We start from the raw sequence: 26,733 nt of genomic DNA on the forward strand, positions 1-26,733 counted from the left end.
TCGTGGCAATTCGGTGCCGGCAATCTGGCACGCTAGAGGAGCAGGCAATCATGTTCAACTCAGTGATCGATGCGCCGTTCGGCAAGATCGGCATCCGGCTCGAAGGCGAAGCCGTGCGCGAGATCGTATATCTGCCCGACTCGACCCCCAACGTCGCGCCCGACACGCCGCTCGCACGCGAGGTGGCCGAACAGATCGAGCGTTATTTCGAGCACGCGTCAGCGAAATTCGAGCTGCCGCTCGCCGAGTGCGGCACCGCGTTCCAGCGGCGCGTGTGGCAGGCGATCAGCGACATCCCGCCCGGCGTCGTGCTGACTTACGGACAACTCGCCAAGCAGCTCGGCAGCGTGCCGCGCGCGGTCGGCCAGGCGTGCGGCGCCAATTTCTTTCCGATCGTGATTCCGTGTCACCGCGTGGTGAGTTCGAGCGGCATCGGCGGCTTCGCGCACGATGGCGGCGACGGCTTCTTCCGCAACGTGAAGCGCTGGTTGCTCGCGCATGAAGGTGTGCCGTACGTATGAGCACGAGCACCACCACCGATACCGCTGTACACGTCGAAGACACGGCAGCCGCATCACCGCTGCTGCTGACCAGCTCCGCATCGATCGACGCCTTCTGCGACGCGCTGTGGCTCGAACATGGCCTGTCGCGCAACACGCTCGACGCGTATCGCCGCGACTTGCGGCTCTTCTGCGAATGGCTCGCGCACGCGCGCAACGCTTCGCTCGACACCGCGAGCGAAGCCGACCTGAGCGCCTACAGCGCGGCGCGGCAAAAGGACAAGGCGACCTCGGCGAACCGCCGGCTGTCGGTGTTTCGCCGCTATTACGCGTGGGCCGTGCGCGAGCATCGCGCGGCCGCCGATCCGACCTTGCGCATCCGCTCGGCGAAGCAGCCGCCGCGATTTCCGTCGACGTTGAGCGAGGTCCAGGTCGAAGCGTTGCTCGGCGCACCCGACATCGACACGCCGCTCGGCTTGCGCGATCGCACGATGCTCGAGTTGATGTACGCGAGCGGCTTGCGCGTGACCGAACTGGTCACACTGAAAACCGTCGAGGTGGGACTCAACGAAGGCGTCGTGCGCGTCACTGGCAAGGGCTCGAAGGAGCGGCTGGTTCCGTTCGGCGAAGAGGCGCACGCGTGGATCGAGCGCTATCTGCGCGAGGCGCGTCCGGCGCTGCTCGGCCCGCGCGCGACCGATGCGCTATTCGTGACGACACGCGCGGAAGGCATGACGCGCCAGCAGTTCTGGAACATCATCAAGCGACACGCGCAGGCTGCGGGCGTCCATGCGCCGTTGTCGCCGCACACGCTGCGGCACGCGTTCGCGACCCATCTGCTCAATCACGGCGCGGATCTGCGCGTCGTGCAATTGCTGCTCGGTCACACCGATATTTCGACGACGCAGATCTATACGCACGTCGCGCGAGAGCGGCTGAAATCGCTGCATGCGCAGCATCATCCGCGCGGGTGAGCACGACGTGAAGCGCGCGGGTGCCCGCGCGCTTCACACGAACTCGCGTAACCGGTGCTTGAGAATCTTGCCGGTCGATGCGGCCGGCAGCGCCGCGAGCACCTTCAGCTCGGCTGGCCGCTTATATGGCGCGAGCCGCTCGCCGCACCACGCGATCAACTCCGCGGGCGTGACCGTCGCGCCGGAAACCAGCTCGACGAACGCGATCACCTCCTCGTTGCCCTCGATCGCGCGTCCGAGCACCGCCGACTGCACGACCTGCGGATGCGCGTTCAGCACATGCTCGACCTCGGCCGGATACACGTTGAAGCCGGAGCGGATGATCAGCTCCTTGCTGCGCCCGACGATATGCAACGCGCCGTCCGCGGCCTGCCGCGCGAGGTCGCCGGTCTTCAGCCAGCCATCCTCGGTGACGGTCGCGCGGGTCTGCTCGGGGTTGCGGTAATAGCCGAGCATCACGTTCGGCCCGCGCACCCATAGCTCGCCGATCTCGCCCGGCGCGGCTTCGACGCCGTCGAGCCCGACGAACTTCACCTCGACGCCTGGAATGACTTCGCCGACCGAGCAATCGGCGCGCGGCGCGTCGACCATCGTCTGCGACACGGTCGGGCTGCTTTCGGTCATGCCGTAGCCGTTGTGCAGCGGCAGACCGTACACCGCTTCGGCCTGCGCCTTCAGCGCGGCGTCGAGCGGTGAGCCGCCCGAGTAAGCGAAGCGCAGTCGCGGCGCGGACCATGAGTGGCCGTGCGTGTGCAGATGTTCGAGCAGCTTCGCGTGCATCGCCGGCACGCCCTGGAAGATCGAGACGTGCTCGGTGGCGAGGGCGAGGCGCACCGCTTCCGGCACGAAGCGCGGCGCGAGCCGCAACGTCGCGCCCGCATGCAGGCTGCCGAGGCACATCGACGCGAAGCCGTACACATGCGAGATCGGCAGCACCGCATAGACGACGTCGTCGGGCCCGACCTGGCGCAGCCGGCTCGACACGGCCGCGATGTACAGCAGATTGCGATGCGACAGCATCACGCCTTTCGGCGTGCCGGTGGTGCCGGTCGTGTAGATCAGCGCCGCGCATTGGCGGTCGCTGGCGGGTTCGACGGCTTCGGCTTGCACGCTGCTGTCCACCACATACGACCATGCGCCGATGTCCGGCGACAGCGTGGGTGCGTGCGTCGCTCGATGCCGCTCAGCATGCTGGCGTGCGTCGGGCGAGCTTTCGGGCGCATACGCGACGACGCGCGGTTGCGCATGCGCGCGGATCGACTCGAGTTCGGCGGCCGACAGTCGGGCGTTCGACACGAGCGCCCACGCATCGAGCTTCGCGGTCGCGAATAGCAGCACGATTTGCGCGATGCTGTTCTCCGCGACGATCATCACGCGATCGCCGCCGCGCACGCCCGAGTCGCGCAGCAGCGCGGCGGCCGCATCGACGGCCTCGCGCAGTTGCGCGTTGGTCAAGCGGCGCGCATCTTCGATCAGCGCGACATGCCGCGGATCGCGTGCGGCGGCGAGCGCCGGGATGTCGCCGATGCGCGCGGGCAGGGCGGCGAGCAGCGCGGGGATATCGATCGTGGAACGGATGGATGAAGCCTGCTTCAACACTGTCTCCTCTTTACCAATTCGTAGCCCTGCGCTCAGTATCTCGCACCGCGCAGGCATATTTTCGAACGATCGTGCCACAAGCGCCGAACCCGCACAATTGGCCATCCGGCAAATAGCCGTTGTGCAAACTCGCCATTACAATGCGCCGATGAGCAAATCCAGACACGTGTCCGAAACACCCGCCACGCAGCTGCTGCGCCGCCACGGCGTCACGTTCGGCGAGCATCCTTACGACTACGTCGAACATGGCGGCACCGCGGAATCGTCGTGCCAGCTCGGCGTCGACGAGCATCACGTCGTGAAGACGCTGGTGATGGAAGACGAGCACGCGAAGCCGTTGATCGTGCTGATGCACGGCGATCGCACCGTCAGCACCAAGAACCTCGCGCGGCAGATCGGCGTGAAGCGCGTCGAGCCGTGCAAGCCCGAGGTCGCGAACCGGCATTCGGGTTATCTGATCGGCGGCACGTCGCCGTTCGGCACGCGCAAGCAGATGCCGGTGTATGTCGAGTCGACCATTCTCGAGATGGACAAAATCTGGTTGAACGGCGGGCGGCGCGGCTTTCTCGTCAGCATCGAGCCGAAGGTGCTCACCGATCTGCTCGCGGCGAAGCCGGTGCAATGCGCGAGCGTGGACTGACGCCGATGAGCGGGTTGACGTTTGCCTGAACGTTTTTCGCGCGGACGCGTTCGGTAAAATGTGCGCCGCCCTGATTCGACGGGCATGCACTGTTGCGGTTGGGGTATCGAATGTCAGACCGCGATCCTTATAAGAGTCCCAGATGCAAAACCTGATCGTCGCTGTCGTTGCCTATCTGATCGGTTCGTTGTCGTTTGCCGTGATCGTGAGCGCCGCGATGGGTCTCGACGACCCGCGCTCGTACGGCTCGGGCAACCCGGGCGCCACCAACGTGCTGCGCAGCGGCAGCAAGAAGGCCGCGATTCTGACGCTGATCGGCGACGCCTTCAAGGGCTGGCTGCCGGTATGGCTGGTCGTTCATTTCGGCGCGCGTTACGGGCTCGACGAGCGCGCGATCGCGATTGCGTCGCTTGCGGTGTTTCTCGGTCACCTGTATCCGATTTTCTTCCGCTTCAAGGGCGGCAAAGGCGTCGCGACCGCCGCGGGCGTGCTGCTCGCGATCAACCCGACGCTCGGCGTCGCGACCTTGCTAACCTGGCTGATCGTCGCGTTCTTTACGCGCTACTCGTCGCTCGCGGCGCTGTGCTCGGCGCTGTTCGCGCCGCTCTTCTACGTGTTTCTGTTCGGGCCGCGTATCGTCGCGCTCGCGGTTCTGGTGATGAGCCTGCTGCTCGTGTGGCGGCATCGCGGCAATATTGCGAAGCTGATGCGGGGCCAGGAGAGCCGTATCGGCGACAAGAAGAAGGCAGCCAGTCCGGCGGCGGGCAACGATCTTTGAAGTGGGGCTGAGCGCTTCGCCCGGCCAGATGGCCCGATGCGAAGCGCTTCCGGGTCCGTGGGAGGCTCGTTGCAAGCCCGGCGCGTCGTGCCGCTTAGTCGCGGAAGTTGTTGAAGTCGAGCGGCGTGTCGGTCACGTCCTTGCGCAGCATCGCGATCACGCTTTGCAGATCATCGCGCTTCGCACCGGTGATGCGCACCGCATCGCCCTGAATGCTCGCCTGCACCTTGATCTTGCTGTCCTTCACCAGACGCACGATTTTCTTCGACAGATCGCCCGAGACGCCCTTCTTGATCTTGATGACCTGCTTGACCTTGTCGCCGCCGATCTTCTCGATCTTGCCGTAGTCGAGGAAGCGCACGTCGACGTTGCGCTTGGCCATTTTCGACAGCAGCACGTCCTTCACCTGGCCGAGCTTGAAGTCGTCGTCCGCGTACGCAGTGATTTCGTTTTCCTTGTGTTCGACGCGCGCGTCGGACCCCTTGAAGTCGAAACGCGTCGAAATTTCCTTGTTGGACTGCTCGATCGCGTTCTTGACTTCGATCATGTTCGCTTCGCAGACGACGTCAAACGATGGCATTGCTTTCTCCCAATAGTGCGGCAGTGCGCGACACAGCCGGTCGGCTGAGCGCGAGGCACTCGCTATAATCACGGACCGGACGTCATTTTACCGACGCCGCTCTCTTTTGCCCAAGGCCGCCGCGCGGCGTCGCGACGGCGGGCGGCGCCGCTCGTGTCGTCAGGCGCGTCGTTGGTTGTTTTTGTCGTTTCCTGTTGCTTCCCGTCGTTGCCCGGTTGCCATTCCCATGTCCCAATCCGCTCTTGCCGCTCCCGCCGTCGCGTCCCTCATGGGCGGCTATCCGCTGAAGGCCCACAACACGTTCGGCTTCGACGTGCGCGCGCAGTTAGCGTGCCTGGTCGAGCGTGAGGAACAGTTGCTCGCCGCGGTGCGCGATCCGCGCGTCGAGGGCCTGCCGCGCCTCGTGCTGGGCGGTGGCAGCAACGTCATGCTGACCGGCGACTTCGCCGGGCTCGTGCTGCTGGTGGCGCTGCGCGGGCGCCGCGTGGTGCGCGAGGATCAGGATGCGTGGTATGTCGAGGCGGCCGGCGGCGAGCCGTGGCACGAGTTCGTCGCGTGGACGTTGGCGCAGGGCATGCCCGGCCTCGAGAATCTCGCGCTGATTCCTGGCACGGTCGGCGCGGCGCCAATCCAGAACATCGGCGCGTACGGGCTCGAAATGTGCGAACGCTTCGTGTCGCTGCGGGCGATCGAGCTCGCGACCGGCGAGGCCGTCGAACTCGACGGCGATGCGTGCCGGTTCGGCTACCGCGACAGCTTTTTCAAGCGGGAAGGGCGCGAGCGCTTCGTGATTACGTCGGTGACGTTCCGTTTGCCGAAGGCGTGGCAGCCGCGCGCGGGCTACGCGGATCTCGCGCGCGAGCTGGCGGCGCGCGGTCATGCCGCGAGCGCTGGCCAAGCCGACGGTGCGGCCATGCAGCCGACCGCGCAAGCCATTTTCGATGCGGTCGTCGCCGTTCGGCGTGCGAAGCTGCCCGATCCGCTTGAACTGGGCAACGCGGGGAGCTTCTTCAAGAATCCGGTAATCGATGCCGCCCAGTTCGAGGCGCTGAAGCGTCGCGAGCCGGAAGTCGTGTCGTATGTGCAAGCGGATGGGCGGGTGAAGCTGGCGGCCGGCTGGCTGATCGACCGATGCGGCTGGAAGGGCCGCGCGATGGGCGCGGCGGCCGTGCATGAGCGGCAGGCGCTGGTGCTGGTGAATCGCGGTGGCGCGAGCGGCACGGAAGTGTTGGCGCTGGCACGGGCGATCCAGCACGACGTGTTCGAGCGATTTGGCGTGGAACTGGAGGCGGAGCCAGTTTGCCTGTGAGCGGCAGTTCTCTCTTTTCGCGCTGAGTTGCCCCGCGGAGCGTCGCCGCCGACGAATGCAAAAGGCGCCGGGAGTTTTCTCCCGGCGCCTTTTTTGTGCCCGCGGTTCCGGCGGGTGTATGGACCCGAGGCTTAGTGATTGAGCTTGCCGAGCAGCAGGTATTCCATCAACGCCTTCTGCACGTGCAGACGGTTTTCCGCCTCATCCCACACGACGCTCTGCGGTCCGTCGATCACTTCCGCGCTGACTTCTTCGCCGCGATGCGCGGGCAGGCAGTGCATGAAGAGCGCGTCGGGATTCGCGCGCGCCATCATGTCGGCGTCGACGCACCAGTCCGCGAAGGCCTTCTTGCGCGCTTCGTTCTCGGCCTCGAAGCCCATGCTGGTCCAAACGTCGGTGGTGACGAGATCGGCGCCCGTGCAGGCTTCGTTCGGGTCGTCGAATTCCTCGTAGAACGACGCGCTTTCCGCCGCGACGAGCGCGCGGTCGAGCTTGTAGCCGGGCGGCGTGGACAGGCGCAGCCTGAACCCGAGAATCTGCGCGGCTTCGATCCACGTATACAGCATGTTATTCGCGTCGCCGACCCACGCGACCGTCTTGTCGCGAATTGGACCGCGATGCTCGAAGTACGTGAAGATGTCTGCGAGCACCTGACACGGGTGGTATTCGTTCGTGAGCCCGTTGATCACCGGCACGCGCGAATTCTCGGCGAAGCGCTGGATGATGTCCTGGCCGAACGTGCGGATCATGATGATGTCGACCATACGCGAGATGACCTGCGCGGCGTCTTCGATCGGCTCGCCGCGACCGAGCTGCGTGTCGCGCGTGCTCATGAACACGGCGTGGCCGCCCAACTGGAAGATGCCGGCTTCGAACGACAGGCGCGTGCGTGTCGAATTCTTTTCGAAGATCATCGCCAGCGTGCGGTCATGCAGCGGGTGATAGGTCTCGTAGTTCTTGAATTTGCGTTTCAGGATGCGCGCGCGCTCCAGCACGTACTCGTAGTCTTCCAGCGAGAAGTCCTTGAACTGCAGGTAGTGGCGAATTTTCTTGGCGGTCATGAAACAAATACGGCGGTCTCACCCGGCAGGGTTGCCGGACTGCGCCGCCGTCGGTTTGGTGGTAACCCAATGCAGCATAAAGGATTTCGCCTCGTTTGACGAGTCGGCGGGAAGGCGCCGCAAGCGATTCGAAAGCGTCGTATCGGGCTTCGCGGGGGGCATCGGAAGGCGCTTGTGTGCGCTGCGGAAAAGGGCCCGCTGCGCTATAATCTACGGGTTATCCCAAAGCCCAGCAGGCCGGCGTTTCGCATGAAGAAACGCGGCTCGCGCGGTGCGGAAAGCCTGTCACGGGGTGGCCGTCATGACAGACGCCAGAGCGGTTCAGCCGGTTCGCCGCAGCGGTTCTCGTGGTGCGGTTCGTCATTGTTGCGTTAGCGCCAGATCCCACGCACGTCGCAGGTGGCTGCAAGCGCTTGCCGTACATGCCGCTTGCGGTGAATTCGAGCGTACAACTGGCGTCTCCGGTTGGTCGTCATTCCGCTGGGCAGTCACACAGGTATTTCTACATGGCCGAAGCAGCTCCAATCGAATATTTCATTCAGGGCATTACGTCGACCGGAAAAAAATTTCGGCCGAGCGACTGGTCGGAGCGGCTCGCGGGCGTCATGTCGTCGTTCGGGCCTGGCGTGAGGAAGGGGCCGAACGCCTATATGCAGTACTCGCTGTACGTGCGGCCGATCATGATCGGCGACCTCAAATGCGTGATTCTCGATTCGCGGCTGCGCGACATCGAACCAATGGCCTTCGATTTCGTTATGAACTTCGCGAAAGACAACGACCTGCTGGTGACCGAGGCGTGTGAACTGGAACTCGAGCATGCGCCTGCGCCGCAAGCCAAACGGCACGTCATCTGATGTCAGTCGGCCGGATTGGCAAAAGCAAAAAAACAAAAACCCGCAAGCAGCGGGTTTTTTTGTGGCTGGCAGTTCAACCAAAACAAAAAAGCCCGCCAAAGCGGGCTTCTTGTGCAGCGGAAACAGGAGGTAGCCCGCCGAAGCGGGCCGACCGGAATTACTGCGCTGCGGGCGCTTGCAGACCCTTGAGGGCTGCAGCGAGGCGGCTCTTGTTGCGAGCTGCCTTGTTCTTGTGAACGATGTTCTTGTCGGCGATGATGTCGATGGTCTTCGACGATGCCTTGAAGATTTCGGCGGCCTTAGCGTGATCGCCTGCGTCGATTGCCTTGCGGACAGCCTTGATAGCCGTGCGGAACTTCGAGCGCAGTGCCGAGTTGTGCGAGTTTGCCTTCGCGGCCTGGCGGGCGCGCTTGCGTGCTTGTGCGGAGTTAGCCATGACGGTTCCTTATCCTGTTCCTGTTTCCAGTACCCGGCCTTCAAAGATGAGGCGAGGTGCTGCTTCTCGATCCGAACCCTTGGAAGCGATTGCCCAAGGGCGCAAAAGTGTCGAAAAAATCGATCGAACTACGCGAAGGCGGGCCCGTGTTTCGAGGCATCCGGATGTATTGACAGGCGGTGCGCCAACCTGAGAACCGCGTCCGAAGACCATTCGAAAACTGAGCAAGCTTCGAAACCGACAATTATAGCAACAAGATCAGGCACGTGACAACGGAAAACACGCGCCGGCGCCACGATGACCGGAGCGGCGTCAGGTCGGGGCGTATGTGCTGGCCCTCCTGCGAGGGCGCCGATGGAAGGCGGGGGCGCTGACGGGAAGACCGCAGAAAACACAAAAAATCGCGCTTTCCAGCCGATCGCGGCGAACGTCCGCGTGGCAAATCGGTCCGAATCGCGTTCTGGCTCGTCGCCCGCATTGGCGGGACCCGTATAATAAGCGCCCCATGAATCTATTACGAGCCCTGCTGACGGTCAGCGGCTTCACGCTGCTGTCACGCGTGACCGGACTGGCCCGTGAAACGCTGATCGCCCGTGCGTTCGGCGCCAGTCAATACACCGACGCTTTCTACGTCGCCTTTCGCATTCCGAACCTGCTGCGTCGCATTTCCGCCGAAGGCGCGTTCTCGCAGGCCTTCGTGCCGATCCTCGCGGAGTTCAAGAACCAGCAAGGCCACGACGCCACCAAGGCGCTCGTCGACGCGACCTCGACCGTGCTCGCGTGGGCGCTCGCCGTGCTGTCAGTGATCGGCGTGGTCGGCGCGTCGGGCGTCGTGTTCGTCGTCGCGTCGGGCCTCGCGCATGAGGGCCACGCGTACCAGCTCGCGGTTGCGATGACGCGCATCATGTTCCCCTACATCATTTTCATCTCGCTGACGTCGCTGGCGTCGGGCGTGCTGAATACGTACAAGAACTTTTCGTTGCCCGCGTTCGCGCCCGTGCTGCTGAACGTCGCGTTCATCGTCTCCGCCGTATTCCTCGCGCCGCGCCTGCAAACGCCGGTCTATGCGCTCGCCTGGGCAGTGATCGTCGGCGGCGTGCTGCAATTCGTCGTGCAGCTGCCGGGCCTCAAGAAGATCGACATGGTGCCGCTCATCGGCCTGAACCCGCTGCGCGCGCTCGCGCATCGCGGCGTAAAGCGGGTGCTCGCGAAAATGGTGCCGGCGATGTTCGCGGTGTCGGTCGCGCAGATCAGCCTGATCATCAACACTAACATCGCGTCGCACATCGGCCCCGGCGCGGTGTCGTGGATCAACTACGCCGACCGGCTGATGGAGTTTCCGACCGCGCTGCTCGGCGTCGCGCTGGGCACGATCCTGCTGCCGAGCCTGTCGAAGGCGCACGTCGATGCCGACCCGCATGAGTATTCGTCGCTGCTCGACTGGGGACTGCGCGTCACGTTCCTGCTCGCCGCGCCGAGCGCGATCGCGCTATTCTTTTTCGCCCAGCCGCTGACAGCGGTGCTGTTCAACTACGGCAAGTTCGACGGCAATGCGGTCGTGATGGTGAGCCGCGCGCTCGCCGCCTACGGAGTCGGCCTGATCGGCCTGATCCTCATCAAGATCCTCGCGCCGGGCTTTTACGCGAAGCAAGACATCAAGACGCCAGTGAAGATCGGCATCGGCGTGCTGGTCGTCACGCAGCTGAGCAACTACGCGTTCGTGCCGGTATTCGCGCATGCGGGTCTCACGCTGAGCGTCGGGCTCGGCGCTTGCGTCAATGCGTTGCTGCTATTCATTGGTCTGCGCAAACGTGGCATTTATATGCCGTCGAGCGGCTGGCTCAAGTTTTTCGTTCAGTTGCTCGGAGCGTGCCTCGTGCTCGCCGGCGTGATGCGCTGGCTCGCGATCAGCTTCGACTGGATCGGCATGCATACCCAGCCGGTCAGTCGCATGGTGTTGCTCGGTGCGTGTCTCGTGCTGTTCGCCGCGCTGTATTTCGGTATGCTTTGGCTGATGGGCTTCAAGTACGCGTATTTCAAAAGGCGAGTGAAGTGATCACGATGTCGCGGGTTCTCGATTATTTCAGTACGCTCGTCGCCGAAGACGAGAGCCTGCCGCTGACCGAGACGGCGCTCTCGATCGCGCAGGATGCCTACCCCGACCTCGATCTACAGTCGGTGCTCGCGGAGATCGACGAACTGGTGCTGCGGTTGCGGCGCCGCATGCCCGACGATGCCGACATCCGTCAGAAGGTTGGCATCCTCAATCGTTTCTTTTTCCGCGAACTCGGTTTCGCGAGCAATCTGAACGATTACTACGACCCCGACAACAGCCATCTGAACGTCGTACTCAAACGTCGCCGCGGCATTCCGATTTCGCTCGCGGTGCTCTATCTGGAGATGGCCGAGCAATTCGGCGTTCCGGTGCGTGGGGTGTCGTTTCCAGGCCACTTCCTGCTGCGCGTGACGACGCCCGACGGCGACGTGATGCTCGATCCGACCACCGGTCATTCGCTGTCCGAAACGCAGATGGTCGAGATGCTCGAGCCGTACGTCGCGTCGGCTGGCGATTCGGTCGGGCGCGCGCTACGCATGCTGCTGCAACCGGCCACGCGTCGCGAGATCGTCGCGCGGATGTTGCGCAACCTGAAGGCGATCTACCTTCAGACCGAGCGTTGGCAACGTCTGCTCGCGGTGCAGCAACGGCTCGTCATTCTGCTGCCGGACAATATCGAGGAAGTGCGGGATCGCGGTTTCGCGTATGCGCGGCTCGATTATCTGCGGCCCGCGCTCGAGGACCTCGAAAGCTATCTCGGCGATCGCCCCGATGCGGAAGATGCCACCGTGGTCGAGTCGCAGTTGCATGAATTGCGGCAGCGCACGCGGCATGATGGCGGCGAATAGCGACGCGCGTTTTCACGCTGCATAAAACACAAACGCCTGCACATGTCGCACATGTACAGGCGTTTTTTTATCGCCGTATGCGGGCCTTGGCCAAGCATCGGCGACCAGCTCGATCGCTAAGCGATCCTCACTTCGGCTGCATGCGGATCGCGCCGTCCAGCCGGATCACCTCGCCGTTCAGCATCGGATTGTCGAAGATCTGCTTGGCGAGCATCGCGTATTCGGCCGGTTTGCCGAGGCGTGGCGGGAACGGCACCATGGCACCGAGCGCGTCCTGCACTTCCTGCGGCATGCCGAGCAGCATCGGCGTTTCGAAGAGGCCGGGGGCGATCGTCATCACGCGGATCGCGTTGCGCGACAGGTCTCGCGCGATCGGCAGCGTCATACCGACCACGCCAGCCTTCGACGCGGAGTAGGCCGCCTGGCCGATCTGGCCGTCGAACGCGGCGACCGATGCGGTGTTGATGATCACGCCGCGCTCGCCGTTGGCGTTCGGCTCGTTCTTCGACATTTGCGCCGCGGCGAGCCGGATCATGTTGAACGTGCCGATCAGATTGATCGAGATCGTGCGCGTGAACACATCGAGCGAATGAGGGCCATCCTTGCCGACGGTCTTCGCGGCCGGCGCGACGCCCGCGCAGTTGACGAGACCGCGCAACGCGCCGAGCTTCGTCGCGGCTTCGACGGCCTGTTGCGCGTCCTTTTCCCGGCTCACGTCGCATTTGACGAAAACGCCGCCAAGTTCCTTTGCGAGCGCCTCGCCCGCGTCCAGATTCAGGTCGGCGAGGACGACTTTGCCGCCGTTCTCGACGAGCAGGCGCGCGGTGGCAGCGCCAAGCCCTGATGCACCGCCGGTGATCAGGAACACGTTGTCACGAATTTCCATGTCTTCTCCTTTGCTACGGTTGTTCAGTGCGGTCTCGAGCGAAGCATTTTTCGACGATCGATTGTAGCGGCTGTGCTGCGCTGCGGAAAGCGAAGCGGGCGGCGGCATGCGAGCGCTATGGAACACTAACTAGTTCCGCTGAGCGTTCCCCGCCGCTTGCCGCTTTTAGTTTGCGCACCGAGCCAAATAAAAAAACCCGCCCAACGTGGGCGGGTTTTGGTCAAACGAAAACAGCGGTAATGTTTGGACCAAGCCGGCTTACTTCAGCGCGTCGAACGCGCGGGCGCGAATTTCATCGACGCTGCCGAGGCCCGAAATGCGGCGATATTGGGGCGCCTTCACTGAGTTCGACGTATCTCCGTTCTTCGCCCAGCCGTTGTAGTACTCGATCAGCGGCTTGGTTTGCGATTCGTACACTGCCAGACGCTTCTTGACCGTTTCTTCCTTGTCGTCGTCGCGCTGGATCAGCGGCTCGCCGGTCACGTCGTCGATGCCCTCGACCTTCGGCGGATTGAACGTCACGTGATAGGTGCGGCCCGACGCGGGGTGCGAGCGGCGGCCGCTCATGCGCACGATGATCTCGTCGAACGGCACGTCGATTTCGAGCACGTAGTCGATCGCGACACCGGCCTGCTTCATTGCTTCGGCTTGCGGAATCGTACGCGGGAAGCCGTCGAACAGATAGCCGTTCGCGCAATCCGGCTGCTGCAGACGTTCCTTCACGAGGTTGATGATCAGCTCATCCGTGACGAGCTCGCCGGCGTCCATGAAGCGCTTTGCTTCGAGGCCGAGCGGCGTGCCAGCCTTGACGGCCGCGCGCAGCATGTCGCCGGTCGAAATTTGCGGGATGCCGAACTTTTCCTTGATGAAGTTGGCCTGAGTGCCTTTGCCGGCACCCGGTGCACCCAACAGGATCAAACGCATGGATATCTCCAGATCTATGTGAATTCTTTGTTGACGCGGCATGCTTCCCGGCGATTCTCGCAGGTTCCGCATCGGCTACCGTTGGCTACCTCGCGCTGCACGTCGAATACGACGGCGCTGCAAGATCCGCACGGCGCGACCGGGATAACCCGAGTGTCGCCTGCGCTGGGAGACGCGCATAACCGTTCGATTATGCCACGGCTTCCCGCGCTCAAGACCCGAATAAGGCCCGTACGCGCGCGAGATCGGCGGGGGTATCGACCCCCGGCAACGGTACGTCTTGCGTGACGAGAACCGCGATGCGCTCGCCATGCCACATCGCGCGCAGCTGTTCGAGCGCTTCGACCTGCTCGATCGGCGAGATCGCGAGGCTCGGGTACGTGCGCAGAAATTTCACGCGATACGCGTACAGGCCGATGTGCCGGTATACGACGGCGGGTGCGGGCGGCGTCGGCATCGACGCGACGTTGGGCCAGTGCGGTTGCCATGCGTCGCGCGCCCACGGGATCGGCGCGCGCGAGAAATACAGTGCGACGCCGCGCGCATCCGGCACGACCTTGACGACGTTCGGATTGAAAATTTCGGCGGAATCGGTGATCGGATGCGCGGCCGTCGCGATCGCGCAGTCGCTCGTCGTTGCCAGATGCGCGGCGACGCCGCGCACGAGCGCCGGGTCGATCAGCGGCTCGTCGCCCTGCACGTTGACGACGATCGTGTCGTCGCTCCAGCCGAAACGTGTTGCCACTTCCGCGAGACGATCGGTGCCCGACGGATGGTCGGCGCGCGTGAGTACCGCGTCGAAGCCGTGGTCTCGCGCCGCGTCGAGCACTTCCTGCGCGTCCGACGCGACCAGCACCTGCTGCGCGCCCGATTCGCGCGCGCGCTCCGCGACGCGCACGACCATCGGTTTGCCGCCGATGTCCGCGAGCGGCTTGTTGGGCAGACGGGTCGACGCGAGGCGGGCCGGCACGACGGCGATAAACGGATGAGGGGTGGTGTGGATCATCGGATCAGGAACGGGCGGCGATCAGGCCGGAGGAAGAGGCTGCGCGCGCGACGCGACCGCAGGGTCGGCGAAAACGGCCGCGGATCGATTTTGGAGCGCATGCGGGAAGGGGGCGTTGGCATCGATGAAGCCTGCCTTGACCCGCGCGCGCGAGAGACGTCGCGGCACCTCGGTGCCGCGACGCGCCGGGTCAGGCGACCGAGCCTGGATTCAGATCGACCGGCGTGCCTTCGACGGTCTGCCTCGCTTCGTCGACAAGCATCACGGGAATGCCGTCGCGGATCGGATAGGCGAGCTTGTCCGCGTTGCAGATCAGTTCCTGCGCGGCGCGGTCGTAGCTGAGCGGGCCCTTGCAGATCGGGCAGACGAGGATTTCAAGCAGGCGAGCGTCCACGGACTTTCTCCACAACTAATGCAGTGAGGCGGTGATCAAGCGCGGCTTCGACCGGGACTACCCAGATGCGCGCGTCGTGCCAGGCCCCCAATTTTACCGCATCCTTTTCCGTAATCAGGATCGCGTCGGCGTCGACGTCGGTGAACGGATTGCGCTCGAACGCGTAGTGGTCGGGCAGCGCGCGCGTCGTGGGCGCGAGGCCGGCCGCGCGCACTGTGGCGAAAAAGCGTTCCGGCGCGCCGATGCCGGCCGCGGCCAGCACGCGTTGACCGGCGAATTGCGCAAGCGGGCGGCGCAGTGCGGGATTGTCGAGATGCCACGCGTCGGCAGGGGCGAGCTGCAGTGCGAACGTGTTCGGCCACGCGGGCAGCGTGCGCGCATACGGATCGTTGATCAGCGTCGCGTCGCGGCGGCGCGACAGCGGCTCGCGCAGCGGCCCGGCCGGTAGCAGGAAACCGTTGCCGCCGAGCCGGTGATCGAACACGACGAGTTCGACATCGCGCGCGAGGCGATAGTGCTGCAAGCCGTCGTCGCTGACGATCACGTCGACGTCGCGATGCGCGGCGCACAGCGCCTGCGCGGCGGCGACGCGGTCCGGACAGACCCACACGGGTGCGCCGGTGCGGCGCGCGATCAGCAACGGCTCGTCTCCGCCGACCCGTGCCGACGAACCGGGCGTGACCTGGGTCGGCGTGCTCACGCGCGCGCCGTAGCCGCGCGACACGATGCCGGGCGTTAAGCCCGCGGCGCGCAACGCTTCGACGAGCGCGATGACGGTCGGCGTCTTGCCGGTGCCCCCGACCGTCACGTTGCCGACCACCACCACCGGCACGCCGACGCGCACCGATTTCAGCCAGCCGAGCGAAAACGCGGCGCGGCGCGCGGCCGCGACTGCGCCGAACACGCAGGCGAGCGGCGTCAGCGCCCAGGCGAGCGGCCCACGTTGCTGCCATTCGCGCGAGAGGCGCGCTCCGAGACGGTCGCTGAGTTCGCTCATGGGCGGGTTGCGAGCACGGACTGCGCGCCGTGCGCACTACGCGGGGTCAACATCAACGCGGTTCTCCGGGCAATCGAATGCGAATACGGGTCAAAAAATGAGGTGCGAGCGGCGCGCCGAAAGGGGCCCGCGCCCAGTGGCCTCGGGCCGGCAAGCTCTCCGCTGCGCTGCGCGGTCGACATGCCGTCGAACCCGGCACTGTAGCGCGCGGGCGTCCCGCCCGGCAAGTCGCGTAAGGTCCAACGCACGCCGCTCCACGCTATGTGCGGTTGCCCACAGTCTGTGGATAACTTTGTGGAGAACCTGCCGTCCGATCGTCCGGAAGGGCCATTCCGTGCGCTTTGGATCGCAGTACTTGCTCGCTATCCAGATCCAAACGCCATATAAATCAAGGCTCTGCCACGAATTTATTGACGCTGGCGGGCGTTCTGGCGGAATTCGTCAGGCGGTTCCCGCCATGTGGACACTTTTAACAATCCTGCGATTCCGGCTGGACGCCGCTCTTCGCTCGGTCTATCGTCTGTCCGGCCAGCGCTACTTATTCCTTGCATGAACCCCGAAAATCCTTTTGCTTCCGCGGCCACACCAGGCGGTGAGGTCGTCGTTCCCGTCTCCGCGCTCAATCGCGCGATCGGCACGATGCTCGAACGCTCGTTTCCACTCGTTTGGGTCGCGGGTGAAGTGTCGAACTTCACGCGCGCCGCGAGCGGCCATTGGTACTTCTCGATCAAGGACGCGCAGGCGCAGATGCGCTGCGTGATGTTCCGCGGTCGAGCTCAGTACGCCGAATTCACGCCGCGCGAAGGCGATCGCATCGAAGTGCGCGCCCTCGTCACGATGTACGAGCCGCGCGGCGAACTGCAGCTTAACGTCGAAGCGGTGCGCCGCACCGGCCAGGGGCGTCTGTACGAAGCGTTTCTGCGGTTGAAGGCGCAACTCGAGGCCGAGGGGCTGTTCGCCGCCGAGCGCAAGCGCGCGCTGCCGACGCATCCTCGCGCGATCGGTATCGTCACGTCGTTGCAGGCGGCCGCATTGCGCGACGTGCTGACGACGCTGTCGCGTCGCGCGCCGCATATTCCGGTGATCGTTTATCCGGCGCCGGTGCAGGGCGCGGGCGTCAGCGCGAAGCTCGCGGCGATGGTCGAGGCGGCTGGCGCGCGCCGCGAGGTCGACGTGCTGATCGTGTGTCGCGGCGGCGGCTCGATCGAAGATCTGTGGGCGTTCAACGAAGAAGTGCTTGCGCGCGCGATTGCCGAAAGCGTCATACCCGTGGTGAGCGGCGTCGGTCACGAGACCGATTTCACGATTGCCGATTTCGCCGCCGACGTACGCGCACCGACGCCGACCGGTGCCGCCGAACTCGTCAGTCCACAGCGCGTCATGCTGCTGCGCGAACTTGATCATCGGCACGCGACGCTTGCGCGCGCGTTCGGCCGCATGATGGAGCGGCGCGCGCAGCAACTCGACTGGCTGGCGCGCCGGCTCGTGTCGCCCGCCGAGCGGCTCGCTCGGCAGCGCACGCATCTGCAGCAGTTGCGCGTTCGGCTCGCGTCGGCGGGCGCCCGGCCGGTGCGCGACGCTCGTGCGCGATTTTCGCTGCTGCAGATGCGTTGGCAACGCTGGCGTCCGGATCTCGCGGCCGAGCGCACGCGCGTCAACCTGCTGGCGCAGCGTCTGAATGCGGCCCTATCGCGCCAGCATGAACGACAGGTCGCGCGCATCGACATGCTCAGCGCGCGACTCGAAGTGCTGAGTCCACAGCGCACGCTCGAGCGCGGTTATGCGGCCGTGCTCGATGCGCAAAGCGGTCGGGCGATTCGCACGCCGTCGTCGCTGAAACCTGGACGTCGTCTGACGATGCATCTCGCCGAAGGCTCGGCCGATGTCGCGCTCGCCGACGTGCAGGCGCGTCTGACCGACGGTTTCTGACGTTTCGCCGGTGGGCGCGTTACGCCCGTTTACTGTCTTCCGACGAGCCGGGCACGCGCCATGCGCGCCCTTATCAAGGGCCTTGCGCACGGCGTGTTCGACATGCCGGACATAAAGGCCGTTGGTTTGCGGGGTTATTCCAACTCGCCTACAATCGAGTGCTCGATAGCGTCATCCGCAGACTCCCCACAACAGATACAGAGAAGGAAAGCACCATGGAACATACGCTCCCGCCGCTGCCGTTTGCGAAAAACGCGCTCGCTCCGCACATGTCGGAAGAGACGCTCGAATTTCACTATGGCAAGCATCACCAGACCTATGTGACCAACCTGAACAATCTGATCAAGGGCACGGAGTTCGAAAACCTGTCGCTGGAAGAGATCGTCAAGAAGTCGTCGGGTGGTATCTTCAACAATTCGGCTCAGGTATGGAATCACACGTTCTTCTGGAACAGCCTGTCGCCGCAAGGTGGCGGCGCACCGACCGGCGCGCTGGCTGACGCCATCAACGCGAAGTGGGGTTCGTTCGACAAGTTCAAGGAAGAGTTTGCGAAGACCGCGGTCGGCACGTTCGGCTCGGGCTGGGCATGGCTCGTGAAGAAGGCTGACGGTTCGCTCGACCTCGTGTCGACGAGCAACGCCGCCACGCCGCTCACCACCGACGCGAAGGCTCTGCTGACGATCGACGTGTGGGAGCACGCTTACTACATCGACTATCGCAATGCGCGTCCGAAGTTTGTCGAAGCGTACTGGAACATCGTCAACTGGGACTTCGCAGCGAAAAACTTCGCTTGAGATTGCCGGTTGCAGCTCGCCGTCTGATGTCGTGATCCTTGCGGTCGCGATTGAAGATGGTAGAGAAGAAAGCCCTCCATCGCGAGGGCTTTTTCTTTCTGGAAGCGATTGGAAGGGGAAGGATTGGTATTGCTACACCGACGGATGCGCTTCTTACGCTCTTCTGAAAGAAGTTTGTCACAGTTGGTAACTGAGGTTTCGCGGGGCGCGGCGCTAAGAGAAATTGCCCCGCGGCTAATCGTTGGGTGCAAGAATTCGTGGACATCTGTCGATGCCGATGAGCCCGGTCCCCGCCCGTCGACTTCGCCGAACTGGCGGGGGCGGACGCTGGCGGCGGATGGTTCATGTACTGGAAGTTCGGCGCGGCCGGCGTCGATGGGGCGAACCCGGGCGCGCTGCAGGCGACGCAAGCCCCTGCGGCGGCGAGAATGAGCCGGTTTCAAAGAGGCGTTCTTCGTGTGGTCGATTGGGTTGGGCGGCGGAGATCGTTTGACGCGAGTGCAGGCCGCGCTTCTTGTCAATCGATGCCAGCTCATCTACAAGCATTACTTGATATAACGTACCAATCGCCGCAGCGACTCGCAGCAAGATCGAGGCCAGCCAGCCGGGCAAAAAAACTTTCTGTAACTGAGCCGTAACCACGGAATTTCGCGATTAGCCTAACGTTTGAATTCCAATCCTCCGAAGTGCACCGCCATGATTTCCAGCAATAAAACGATTAGCCTGGCGATTCCCGCCGCCGTCATCGCGCTCGCGTTAGGCGGTTGCGCAGTGGCGCCACCGAGCGGCCCGAGCATAGCCGCGATGCCGCGCAGCGGCGAGCCGCTCAGCCAGTTCCAGCAGAACGACTACGCGTGCCGCGACTACGCGAATCAATCGACGAATCCGTCCGGCGCTGCGCAGGCGGCCACCACGAACAGCGTGAACAGCGCGGCGCTCGGCACGCTCGGCGGCGCGGCGATCGGCGCGCTGTTCGGCGCCGCGGCGGGCAACGCCGGCGCGGGCGCGGCGATCGGCGCCGGCAGCGGTCTGCTGATCGGGGGCGCGAACGGCGCGAATGGCGCCCAGTATTCGGCGGCCGGCATGCAGGCGCGCTACGACACCGCCTACGCCCAGTGCATGACCTCGAAGGGCGAGACGATCGTTCAGCCGCAGCCCTACTATTCGACGCAACCGGTGTACGTCGCGCCCCGTCCTTATTACGCGCCGCCTCCGCCCGTCATGTATGGGCCTTATCCGGCTTACTGAGCGGTGATAGCTGAGGCCGGCCGGCTTGCTTGTCTTGCATTGTCGGCCGGTACTGCGTTTCAAGTCCGAAGGACGGTCGGGCGGTAGCTTTTAGTGACGATCGTCGAATCCGTGCCGCTACTTATTCCGCGCTGTCGGTTGACGCCGCTTTGCGCGGGCGACGGCTCCGGGACGCCGATTTACGGGCTGCCTTCCTGACGGCCTCAGACCCTTCTTCCGAGTTGATGGCTGGCGCAGGGGGCTCGGCCGGCGCTGCGATCTTAGGTAGTTCCTCGATCGTGCGTGGCGTGCTTTTCTTCACTTTGTTCGCGGCCGTTTTGCGCGAGGCGCGCTTTTTGGCGCCTTGACGCAGCGCGGGTTGGTCGCTGTCGGTGGAATGGTCGGTTCCTTGGCCGCCGAAAACGCCTTGTTCAGCGGCTGTATCCGCTTTCGCCGTTACAGCGCGAGCTTTGGACTCTTCAGCGATCGGTTCAGTGACGAACTCATGTGGGAGCGGCGCGTGCTCACGCGGTTCCTGCCGCTCGACCTCTTCGGCGGGTTCCGCGTGTTCGGTGAGAGCCGGAGCGTTAGCCGCATGCTGTTCATCAGCCGTTTCGTGGTGACCGCGCTTGCTGTGCGCGGCCTCCTGCAGACCCCGCCCCGGCTTGCGGTTGTTGCGCTCCTTGCGCCGCGACTTGTGCTTGCCGCCCGACTCGGACGCGGCCGCTTGCGCAGCCTGCGCTTCATACGAATGTTCGGCCGCCTGTTCAGCCGATACCGCTTCAGCCGACCCCGTTTCCGCAGACTCCGCCGCTGTTTCGCCGATGGTTTCACTTGCCGCTTCACTCGCGACGTTCACGGCTGTGCTTCGATAGACGTACGCGCCTGACTTTTCATCGCGGCCGAATTCGAGCAGCCCGCGCGCCTGCGCTTCTTCCAGCAGATTGCCGAAAGCGCGAAACCCGTAATACGTCTCGTTGAAATCCGGTTTGCGCCGTTTGATCGCGTTCTTCAGCACGGACGCCCAGATCTTGCCGCTGTCGCCACGTTCGGAAGCGAGCGCGTCGAATGTCTGCACCGCAATTTCAACGGCCTTGCTGCGGCGCTTCTCCAGATCTTCCTTGGGCGGAGCCTTCTCTTCACCAGGCGCACGTTTGGTTGCCTGCTGCGCGCTCTGCTGCTGACGCGACGATTCGGGCCTCGCGACTGCGCGCTGACTTTCGCGTACAAGATCGTCGTAAAAGAAGAACTCGTCGCAATTCGCAATCAGCAGATCCGAGGTGGACTGTTGCACACCGACGCCGATCACCTGTTTGGCGTTCTCGCGCAGCTTCGACACGAGCGGCGAGAAGTCCGAATCGCCACTGATGATGACGAACGTGTTGACGTGCGATTTCGTGTAACAAAGATCGAGCGCATCGACGACGAGCCGGATGTCGGCCGAATTCTTGCCCGATTGGCGCACGTGCGGAATTTCGATCAACTCGAAATTGGCCTCGTGCATCGCGCCTTTGAAGCTCTTGTAACGGTCCCAGTCGCAATACGCTTTCTTGACGACGATGCTGCCCTTCAGTAGCAGGCGCTCGAGCACCAGCTTGATGTCGAATTTGTCGTACTTCGCGTCGCGCACGCCAAGCGCGACATTCTCGAAGTCGCAGAACAGAGCCATGCTGACGTTTTCGTTGGATGACGCCATGTGTATCTCCATTGAAGCGGTCGTCGAAGTCGACGAATCGCGACATGATAGCGATTCCAGCGAAGGTGAGCAGCTTTTGTCGTGAGCTCGCACCGATCGGTAGGTGGGAATTTGCAGCAAGCGGTCCAACTGGTGGTCCAGCGCGCGGCTCGATGTCAGTTCCGTTACAGGGTGTCGCGACGGCCTGCGTTGTTCCATGTCGCGCGAGCTTCCAGCACGTCATCGATCAATCCGTATTCCCTCGCTTCGAGCGCCGACATGAAGTTGTCGCGGTCGGTATCGCGCGCGATTTCTTCGATGCTGCGTCCGGTGCGTTCGGCCATCATCGCATTGAGACGCGCTCGTACATACAGCACCTCCTTGGCCTGGATTTCGATGTCCGCCGCGGTGCCCTGACCGCCGCCCGACGGCTGGTGAATCATGATGCGCGCATTGGGTAGCGCATACCGTTTGCCGCGTTGACCCGCCGTGAGCAGAAAGGTGCCCATGCTCGCGGCAAAACCCGTGCACAAGGTAGAGACCTCCGGCTTGATGAACTGCATGGTGTCGTAAATGGCGAGGCCGTCGTACACAGAGCCGCCGGGCGAGTTGATGTAAAAAGAAATATCCTTGTCGGGATTCTCCGATTCGAGAAACAGCAATTGCGCGACGATCAGACTGGCTGACTGCTCGTTCACGGGCCCGACAAGAAAGACGATGCGCTCGCGCAGCAGGCGGGAGTAGATGTCATAGGCACGTTCGCCCCGGCCGGATTGTTCGATCACCGTGGGCACAAGGCCGAGGCCGGAGACAGACGGGTAACTGGAAGGCATGGATTCCTCGTTCAGATGGATGGCGCGGGCGTTCCGGGATGCGCAGGCCGCCGCGGATCAGAAGCCGCCTGACATGCGCCGGTTGTTGCTCATTTGACGGAGCAGCCAATGGCGTTGTGACAGAAATTTTTTTGCGCCGCGCTGTCACATCACCGGTTGCCCACGCGTCAAGCTCGGGAATACCGAACATGACGCGCGCCTGAGCGATGCCACCGGTATGCAGCCGCTTTTTCACCACGCACCATTGGGAGGTCGACGCATGACGGAACAGGGAATCGACAAGGCATCCAGTTTCGAGGCCGCGCGCGCCCGTCTGCTGGCACTCGCATATCGGATGCTCGGCAGTCGCGCGGAGGCCGAAGACGTGGTACAGGATGTCTGGCTCAAATGGCACCTGGCCGATACGCAGGCGGTGCAAACGCCGGTCGCGTGGCTAACCACGCTTACCACGCGCACGGCGATCGACCGTCTGCGGCATGCACAGCGCGAGCGCGCGTCGCAAGTTAGCGGCTGGTTGCCGGAGCCGTGGCTCGACGAGGTCGCACCATCGGCGGAGGAGTTGGCGTTGCGAGCGGCCGATATGTCGTACGGCGTGATGCTGCTTCTCGAATATCTGAAGCCAGACGAACGTGCGGCGCTCGTCCTGCATGAAGCGTTCGAGTGTGGTTATGCGGAAATCGCCTCGATTCTCGAGCGTACGCCGGCCGCTTGCCGGCAAATGGTTCATCGCGCCAAGGAGCGTCTGAGACGTGCGGGAGCCCCGATCCGGCGGTGCATGGGCGAATCGTCGAGCGTTTGCGCGCGGCGCTCGAAGCGCAAGACCGGGCGGGCCTGCTACAGCTTTTCAGCGATGCGCCGCAACTGATCAGCGACGTACCTTTGTACGCTCCGCCCCCTCCGTTCCCCACAGCCAATCCGGCCCTTCGAGCACAAGGGCCAATGCCTGAAACCGAAGCGCAACGCGACCGCGAACCGGGTTCAGGTCCGAAGTGGATGGCTGTAGTCACATCGCTCGCGCAACAGGCGAGCCATGCCGAGGTGGTGTCGATGGCGGGTGCGGTGTGCATCGCACTGTTCTGCGACGGCGACATCGTCGCGCTAATCGACGTGGTGACGGATGGCAAAACGGAACTATCGGCGAAAATCGTCTCGCTGCGCATCCTGACCAGCGCCGCGCATCTGCAGGCGGCCAACCAGATGGTGGGCCGTGATGCGGTCACGGAACTGCTTGCCCGCATCAAGGACCATCCGGGGGCGTCAGTTACGGTGAGCCGCGACTTCCCAGTTGATGTCGACGCATAGCACCTGCGTACCATGCGATGTGTGCGCGGCAATCGAGGCGGTCACGCACAGATGCGCTTCGTTGATCGACAGATACGGCGGCGTCAGATGGACCCGCCCCGGTTGACGCATCGCCTGAATGAAGTACGGGCGGCGCTCCCAACTCGCGCCTTCGGAATGCAGCAGCGGGCTGAAGCGCTTTGCGCGTTGCGATGTGCGGCCCGGCGGCAGCACGTTGTCGCCAATCTGCCGCCCCGAGCCGTCCAGAACAAAGCAGCGCGCCGTTTCTCCGAGCGCGAGCAGAGGTGCGGTCGACTGCGTGATCGATTCCCCGGCAACCAACTGCGCGGCGGCTGCCTCGAGCGCCGTGACATACGGCGCGAGCCGCGCGGATTGCGCTTTCTCTCGAGCGGCAACGCGTTCGCGCAGCGAAGCGGAGAGCGAATCCATCAGGCCAGCGGCAACTTGCGGCTTGACGGGTTCGACGCTCGGACCCGCGAAAAATGCGCCCTGGACGAAGTCGACATTGCATTCGAGCGCGATCAGCGCATCACGTTCGGTGCTCAGACCGCCCATCAGCACCAGTTGCCCAGACTCGTGCAACAGAGAGACGAGGCCCGGCAACACGCGTTCGATATGCGAGTGTTCACTCGCTTGCGCGAGGATGCAGCGGTCGAGCGTGACGATGTCCGGCCGCAGATTCCACACCCGGTCGATGTTCGAATGCTTGGCGCCAAAGCCGTCGAGCGCGATCAGGAAACCGGACTTGCGCAGCGAATCGACAATTTCGGCGAAGCGCGTGGTTTCGCCGCCAGCCTGTTCGGATACTTCGAGCACCACGCGCTGCGGCGGCAGGCCCAGCGCCTTCAGGCTGGCAAGCAGCGCGTCGCCGTAACTGGTGTCCATCAGCGCGGCCGGATGCAGGCTGAGGAAGAGCCATTCATCGTGGCTGTCGAATGCGTTGAAGTTGCCGAGGTGCAGCGATTCGGCCAGCCGTCCGAGTTCCAGCAGATCTCCGCGTCGCGCGGCCTGCGTAAAGACTTCGTGCGAGGGCACTTGCCGCTCATGCTCGTCGTGCACGCGCAGCGACGCGTGATACCCGATCGCGCGCCGGTGCGATACCGAAAAGACCGGCTGAAACACGCTGAAAACGGTGTAGCCGCCATAGAGAACGGTACGCCGGGAGCCTTCGTCGCCGGCCATCGGGCGTGGTGGCTGGAAGCCGGGAGGATCGAGTTCGATCATGCTCATCGTGTCAGTCGTGTGGAAATGGCGGCGCTTGCTGGGCAAGGCAGGAGTTCGCGCGCGAAGAACAAGAGTTTACAGGATAGATGAGCAAGAACTATGCGCGTGCTCAAACAAAGCTCGAGCATCCACCAGCAATGCTCCGAGGAAAATCATTGTGCGCCCGCCGCGATACGAAGGCGATAACGCGCACTTCGCTGGTGCGGGACGCGCCCTGTTGCGGGTCGGCGACGCTGTGCAACAGTGCTGCGTGCGGCGCGCGCGGAGCGATGCCCGGAAATCCGTTCGCGACTGCACGAGGATGCGTCGTCCTGGCTCGTGCGGCTTTCAAGTTCGCTCCGAAGGATCGGTCTTTTTCGCGGGCGTGCGAATCTCCGGCGACAACTGCGCAAAGATCCATGACGAGCATGCGGTGATGATGCCGACACACAGGAACGTCGCATGAAACGCGGGCAGCGAATTGGCGCCGCTCACGCGTTGCATGATGCCGGTAAAGGTTGTCAGCAACGCACCGGCCACCGTCACGCCGAGACTCATCGAAAGCATCTGCACGAGCGAAAACAGGCTATTGCCGCTGCTGGCGCCGCCGGTGCCGAGGTCCTTCAACGTCAACGTGTTCATCGCGGTGAACTGCATCGAGTTCACGCCGCCGAAGAGCGCCAGTTGCACGAGCCGCAGCCACAGCGGCTGATGCGTGCTCGTGAGCGCGAAACTCGCCATCATCAGGCCGACCAGAATCGTGTTCGCCATCAGCACGCGCCGGTAGCTGTACTTCAGAATCAGCTTCGTCACGAGGCGCTTCGTCGCCATGCCCGCGGCCGCCACGGGCAGCATCATCAGCCCGGCTTCGAATGCGCTATAGCCGAGGCTCACCTGCAACAGCAGAGGAATCAGGTAGGGCATCGAGCCGCTGCCGATCCGCGCGAACAGATTACCAAGCAGCCCAACGCTAAACGTGTGGATCTTGAACAGATCGAGCGGGAAGATCGGCGCGGGCTCGCGCACCGCGTGCAGCCCATACGCAACGAAGCACGCCATGCTCAGAATCAGCAGCACCAGCACCGTCGCATGTTGAATGCCGAACTCGGTGCGGCCATCGAGCGCGAACGAAATCGCCACCATGCCCACCACCAGCAACAGGTAGCCGCCAAGGTCGAATTTGCCCGTGTGTTCGTTGCGGCTATCCGGCATGAAGATAAACGTCGCGATGCAGCCCACGATGCCCACCGGCACGTTGATCAGGAAGATCCAGTGCCACGACGCGATTTTGACGAGCCAGCCGCCGAGCGTCGGTCCGATCAACGGTCCGATCAGCCCCGGAATCGCCACGAACGACAACGCCGGCAGATAGCGCTCAGCCGGAAAGGTTCGCAGCACCGCGAGCCGCCCAACCGGCAGAAGCATCGCGCCGCCCACGCCTTGCAGAACGCGGAAGAGCACCAGTTGGTTCAGCGTATGCGCGTTCGCGCACAGCAACGAGCCCACCGCGAACACGAGGATCGCACTGAAGAACACGCGCCGCGTGCCGAGTCTGTCGGCGAGCCAGCCGGACACGGGGATCATCACCGCCATCGTCAGCGAGTAGGCGATCACCACCGATTGCATGCGCAGCGGCAGCTCGCCGAGGCTTGTCGCCATCGCGGGCAGCGCGGTGTTGACGATCGTCGAATCGAGCGTCTGCATGAAGAAGCCGGTGGCGACCAGCCACAGCATCACGGTCAGCGAGCGGGGCGAAGGACCCGAGGGGATATCGGGAGCGAGGGCGGGCGGAGGCGGCGTGGACATATGAGGCGGCTGGGCGCGCTCGGTCGGGCTGGGACTCGCTATTCTAGGGAAAAGCGGGTCCCAGCGCAGCCGGCAGCGCAGCGTTGCACGAGGCTCGGCGCTGCGTCACGGCCGCGCTCCGC

At 63.9% G+C, this 26,733-nt stretch carries 24 protein-coding genes and 1 pseudogene; 12 read left to right on the forward strand and 13 right to left on the reverse strand.

Annotated elements, in window-relative coordinates:
• Nucleotides 1-50: 50 nt before the first annotated feature.
• Nucleotides 51-521 carry a methylated-DNA--[protein]-cysteine S-methyltransferase gene (locus OKW44_RS33215; protein WP_018421638.1) on the forward strand — a complete coding sequence of 157 codons (471 nt, stop codon included), beginning with the start codon at nucleotides 51-53 and terminating at the stop codon, nucleotides 519-521.
• Entirely contained in the window at nucleotides 518-1,474 is a 957-nt protein-coding gene (xerD, locus tag OKW44_RS33220; protein ID WP_018421637.1) for a site-specific tyrosine recombinase XerD, read from the forward strand. Before OKW44_RS33215 ends, xerD begins: the two co-directional genes overlap by 4 nt.
• Nucleotides 1,475-1,507: 33 nt before the next feature.
• Here the strand turns inward: xerD and OKW44_RS33225 are convergent, their stop codons facing one another.
• Nucleotides 1,508-3,070, reverse strand: coding sequence for a class I adenylate-forming enzyme family protein (locus OKW44_RS33225; protein ID WP_018421636.1), 1,563 nt, complete (start codon nucleotides 3,068-3,070; stop codon nucleotides 1,508-1,510).
• A gap of 151 nt (nucleotides 3,071-3,221) precedes the next feature.
• Between OKW44_RS33225 and ybaK the strand changes: the two genes are divergently transcribed.
• Complete coding sequence (gene ybaK, locus OKW44_RS33230; RefSeq protein ID WP_018421635.1) at nucleotides 3,222-3,713, forward strand: Cys-tRNA(Pro) deacylase; 492 nt, start codon at nucleotides 3,222-3,224, stop codon at nucleotides 3,711-3,713.
• Between the two features lie 142 nt (nucleotides 3,714-3,855).
• Entirely contained in the window at nucleotides 3,856-4,491 is a 636-nt protein-coding gene (gene plsY / locus OKW44_RS33235; RefSeq protein WP_018421634.1) for a glycerol-3-phosphate 1-O-acyltransferase PlsY, read from the forward strand.
• 94 nt (nucleotides 4,492-4,585) lie between these two features.
• On the opposite strand, the gene OKW44_RS33240 is transcribed toward plsY, so the two are convergent.
• A complete protein-coding gene (locus OKW44_RS33240; RefSeq protein WP_018421633.1) occupies nucleotides 4,586-5,071 on the reverse strand; it encodes a YajQ family cyclic di-GMP-binding protein in 486 nt (161 codons plus the stop codon).
• A gap of 268 nt (nucleotides 5,072-5,339) precedes the next feature.
• Between OKW44_RS33240 and murB the strand changes: the two genes are divergently transcribed.
• Nucleotides 5,340-6,380, forward strand: a complete 1,041-nt coding sequence (gene murB, locus OKW44_RS33245) for a UDP-N-acetylmuramate dehydrogenase (RefSeq protein WP_018421632.1) — start codon at nucleotides 5,340-5,342, stop codon at nucleotides 6,378-6,380.
• 131 nt (nucleotides 6,381-6,511) lie between these two features.
• Here murB and argF read toward each other — a convergent pair whose 3' ends face one another.
• Entirely contained in the window at nucleotides 6,512-7,441 is a 930-nt protein-coding gene (gene argF, locus OKW44_RS33250) for an ornithine carbamoyltransferase (protein ID WP_018421631.1), read from the reverse strand.
• 506 nt (nucleotides 7,442-7,947) lie between these two features.
• On the opposite strand from argF, the gene OKW44_RS33255 reads away from it, so the two are divergent.
• The gene (locus tag OKW44_RS33255; protein ID WP_018421630.1) at nucleotides 7,948-8,295 is read left to right on the forward strand and encodes a DUF3579 domain-containing protein; all 348 of its coding nucleotides are present in this window, start codon (nucleotides 7,948-7,950) and stop codon (nucleotides 8,293-8,295) included.
• Between the two features lie 157 nt (nucleotides 8,296-8,452).
• On the opposite strand, the gene rpsT is transcribed toward OKW44_RS33255, so the two are convergent.
• Nucleotides 8,453-8,731, reverse strand: coding sequence for a 30S ribosomal protein S20 (gene rpsT, locus OKW44_RS33260; protein WP_018421629.1), 279 nt, complete (start codon nucleotides 8,729-8,731; stop codon nucleotides 8,453-8,455).
• A 505-nt stretch (nucleotides 8,732-9,236) separates the two neighbouring features.
• Between rpsT and murJ the strand changes: the two genes are divergently transcribed.
• Together murJ and OKW44_RS33270 are read left to right on the forward strand one after the other, a co-directional pair.
• Nucleotides 9,237-10,787: a murein biosynthesis integral membrane protein MurJ gene (murJ, locus tag OKW44_RS33265; RefSeq protein WP_018421628.1), complete on the forward strand. Its 1,551-nt coding sequence runs from the start codon at nucleotides 9,237-9,239 to the stop codon at nucleotides 10,785-10,787.
• A gap of 5 nt (nucleotides 10,788-10,792) precedes the next feature.
• Complete coding sequence (locus tag OKW44_RS33270; RefSeq protein WP_026226009.1) at nucleotides 10,793-11,635, forward strand: SirB1 family protein; 843 nt, start codon at nucleotides 10,793-10,795, stop codon at nucleotides 11,633-11,635.
• Nucleotides 11,636-11,762: 127 nt separating this feature from the next.
• Here the strand turns inward: OKW44_RS33270 and OKW44_RS33275 are convergent, their stop codons facing one another.
• From OKW44_RS33275 to lpxK, 5 genes are all read right to left on the reverse strand, one after another.
• Entirely contained in the window at nucleotides 11,763-12,521 is a 759-nt protein-coding gene (locus OKW44_RS33275) for a 3-hydroxyacyl-CoA dehydrogenase (protein ID WP_026226008.1), read from the reverse strand.
• Nucleotides 12,522-12,779: 258 nt separating this feature from the next.
• Nucleotides 12,780-13,445, reverse strand: coding sequence for an adenylate kinase (gene adk / locus OKW44_RS33280; RefSeq protein ID WP_018421625.1), 666 nt, complete (start codon nucleotides 13,443-13,445; stop codon nucleotides 12,780-12,782).
• 211 nt (nucleotides 13,446-13,656) lie between these two features.
• A complete protein-coding gene (kdsB, locus tag OKW44_RS33285) occupies nucleotides 13,657-14,451 on the reverse strand; it encodes a 3-deoxy-manno-octulosonate cytidylyltransferase (protein ID WP_018421624.1) in 795 nt (264 codons plus the stop codon).
• A 190-nt stretch (nucleotides 14,452-14,641) separates the two neighbouring features.
• Complete coding sequence (locus OKW44_RS33290) at nucleotides 14,642-14,845, reverse strand: Trm112 family protein (protein WP_007180583.1); 204 nt, start codon at nucleotides 14,843-14,845, stop codon at nucleotides 14,642-14,644.
• Entirely contained in the window at nucleotides 14,826-15,842 is a 1,017-nt protein-coding gene (lpxK, locus tag OKW44_RS33295; protein WP_018421623.1) for a tetraacyldisaccharide 4'-kinase, read from the reverse strand. Before lpxK ends, OKW44_RS33290 begins: the two co-directional genes overlap by 20 nt.
• Before the next feature lie 549 nt (nucleotides 15,843-16,391).
• On the opposite strand from lpxK, the gene xseA reads away from it, so the two are divergent.
• The 3 genes from xseA to OKW44_RS33310 all read left to right on the forward strand — a co-directional run bounded on the left by xseA (nucleotide 16,392) and on the right by OKW44_RS33310 (nucleotide 19,813).
• Entirely contained in the window at nucleotides 16,392-17,771 is a 1,380-nt protein-coding gene (gene xseA / locus OKW44_RS33300; RefSeq protein ID WP_018421622.1) for an exodeoxyribonuclease VII large subunit, read from the forward strand.
• A 215-nt stretch (nucleotides 17,772-17,986) separates the two neighbouring features.
• Complete coding sequence (sodB, locus tag OKW44_RS33305; RefSeq protein WP_013090345.1) at nucleotides 17,987-18,565, forward strand: superoxide dismutase [Fe]; 579 nt, start codon at nucleotides 17,987-17,989, stop codon at nucleotides 18,563-18,565.
• A gap of 696 nt (nucleotides 18,566-19,261) precedes the next feature.
• Nucleotides 19,262-19,813, forward strand: coding sequence for a glycine zipper family protein (locus OKW44_RS33310; protein ID WP_018421621.1), 552 nt, complete (start codon nucleotides 19,262-19,264; stop codon nucleotides 19,811-19,813).
• Between the two features lie 121 nt (nucleotides 19,814-19,934).
• Here the strand turns inward: OKW44_RS33310 and OKW44_RS33315 are convergent, their stop codons facing one another.
• The gene (locus OKW44_RS33315; protein ID WP_026226007.1) at nucleotides 19,935-21,488 is read right to left on the reverse strand and encodes an NYN domain-containing protein; all 1,554 of its coding nucleotides are present in this window, start codon (nucleotides 21,486-21,488) and stop codon (nucleotides 19,935-19,937) included.
• A gap of 164 nt (nucleotides 21,489-21,652) precedes the next feature.
• Nucleotides 21,653-22,300: an ATP-dependent Clp endopeptidase proteolytic subunit ClpP gene (gene clpP, locus OKW44_RS33320; RefSeq protein WP_018421618.1), complete on the reverse strand. Its 648-nt coding sequence runs from the start codon at nucleotides 22,298-22,300 to the stop codon at nucleotides 21,653-21,655.
• 259 nt (nucleotides 22,301-22,559) lie between these two features.
• On the opposite strand from clpP, the pseudogene OKW44_RS33325 reads away from it, so the two are divergent.
• Nucleotides 22,560-23,602: pseudogene (locus tag OKW44_RS33325) on the forward strand (sigma-70 family RNA polymerase sigma factor).
• On the opposite strand, the gene OKW44_RS33330 reads toward OKW44_RS33325, so the two are convergent.
• Nucleotides 23,558-24,832 (reverse strand): EAL domain-containing protein, encoded by a 1,275-nt coding sequence (locus OKW44_RS33330; RefSeq protein WP_018421616.1) that lies wholly within the window; start codon nucleotides 24,830-24,832, stop codon nucleotides 23,558-23,560. The pseudogene OKW44_RS33325 and the gene OKW44_RS33330 sit on opposite strands and share 45 nt — an antisense overlap.
• Before the next feature lie 321 nt (nucleotides 24,833-25,153).
• Nucleotides 25,154-26,611 (reverse strand): multidrug transporter subunit MdtD, encoded by a 1,458-nt coding sequence (gene mdtD, locus OKW44_RS33335; protein WP_026226006.1) that lies wholly within the window; start codon nucleotides 26,609-26,611, stop codon nucleotides 25,154-25,156.
• Between the last annotated feature and the right edge of the window lie 122 nt (nucleotides 26,612-26,733).

Source organism: Paraburkholderia lebeckiae, from assembly GCF_050436325.1.
In the GTDB taxonomy this organism is placed as follows: Bacteria; Pseudomonadota; Gammaproteobacteria; order Burkholderiales; family Burkholderiaceae; genus Paraburkholderia; species Paraburkholderia tuberum.

Coding starts and splice junctions, on each gene's coding strand:
- OKW44_RS33215 (WP_018421638.1), top strand. CDS start 51: ATGTTCAACTCAGTGATCGATGCGCCGTTCGGCAAGATCGGCATCCGG.
- xerD (WP_018421637.1), top strand. CDS start 518: ATGAGCACGAGCACCACCACCGATACCGCTGTACACGTCGAAGACACG.
- ybaK (WP_018421635.1), top strand. CDS start 3,222: ATGAGCAAATCCAGACACGTGTCCGAAACACCCGCCACGCAGCTGCTG.
- plsY (WP_018421634.1), top strand. CDS start 3,856: ATGCAAAACCTGATCGTCGCTGTCGTTGCCTATCTGATCGGTTCGTTG.
- OKW44_RS33240 (WP_018421633.1), bottom strand. CDS start 5,071: ATGCCATCGTTTGACGTCGTCTGCGAAGCGAACATGATCGAAGTCAAG.
- murB (WP_018421632.1), top strand. CDS start 5,340: ATGGGCGGCTATCCGCTGAAGGCCCACAACACGTTCGGCTTCGACGTG.
- argF (WP_018421631.1), bottom strand. CDS start 7,441: ATGACCGCCAAGAAAATTCGCCACTACCTGCAGTTCAAGGACTTCTCG.
- OKW44_RS33255 (WP_018421630.1), top strand. CDS start 7,948: ATGGCCGAAGCAGCTCCAATCGAATATTTCATTCAGGGCATTACGTCG.
- rpsT (WP_018421629.1), bottom strand. CDS start 8,731: ATGGCTAACTCCGCACAAGCACGCAAGCGCGCCCGCCAGGCCGCGAAG.
- murJ (WP_018421628.1), top strand. CDS start 9,237: ATGAATCTATTACGAGCCCTGCTGACGGTCAGCGGCTTCACGCTGCTG.
- OKW44_RS33270 (WP_026226009.1), top strand. CDS start 10,793: ATGTCGCGGGTTCTCGATTATTTCAGTACGCTCGTCGCCGAAGACGAG.
- OKW44_RS33275 (WP_026226008.1), bottom strand. CDS start 12,521: ATGGAAATTCGTGACAACGTGTTCCTGATCACCGGCGGTGCATCAGGG.
- adk (WP_018421625.1), bottom strand. CDS start 13,445: ATGCGTTTGATCCTGTTGGGTGCACCGGGTGCCGGCAAAGGCACTCAG.
- kdsB (WP_018421624.1), bottom strand. CDS start 14,451: ATGATCCACACCACCCCTCATCCGTTTATCGCCGTCGTGCCGGCCCGC.
- lpxK (WP_018421623.1), bottom strand. CDS start 15,842: ATGAGCGAACTCAGCGACCGTCTCGGAGCGCGCCTCTCGCGCGAATGG.
- xseA (WP_018421622.1), top strand. CDS start 16,392: ATGAACCCCGAAAATCCTTTTGCTTCCGCGGCCACACCAGGCGGTGAG.
- sodB (WP_013090345.1), top strand. CDS start 17,987: ATGGAACATACGCTCCCGCCGCTGCCGTTTGCGAAAAACGCGCTCGCT.
- OKW44_RS33310 (WP_018421621.1), top strand. CDS start 19,262: ATGATTTCCAGCAATAAAACGATTAGCCTGGCGATTCCCGCCGCCGTC.
- OKW44_RS33315 (WP_026226007.1), bottom strand. CDS start 21,488: ATGGCGTCATCCAACGAAAACGTCAGCATGGCTCTGTTCTGCGACTTC.
- clpP (WP_018421618.1), bottom strand. CDS start 22,300: ATGCCTTCCAGTTACCCGTCTGTCTCCGGCCTCGGCCTTGTGCCCACG.
- OKW44_RS33330 (WP_018421616.1), bottom strand. CDS start 24,832: ATGAGCATGATCGAACTCGATCCTCCCGGCTTCCAGCCACCACGCCCG.
- mdtD (WP_026226006.1), bottom strand. CDS start 26,611: ATGTCCACGCCGCCTCCGCCCGCCCTCGCTCCCGATATCCCCTCGGGT.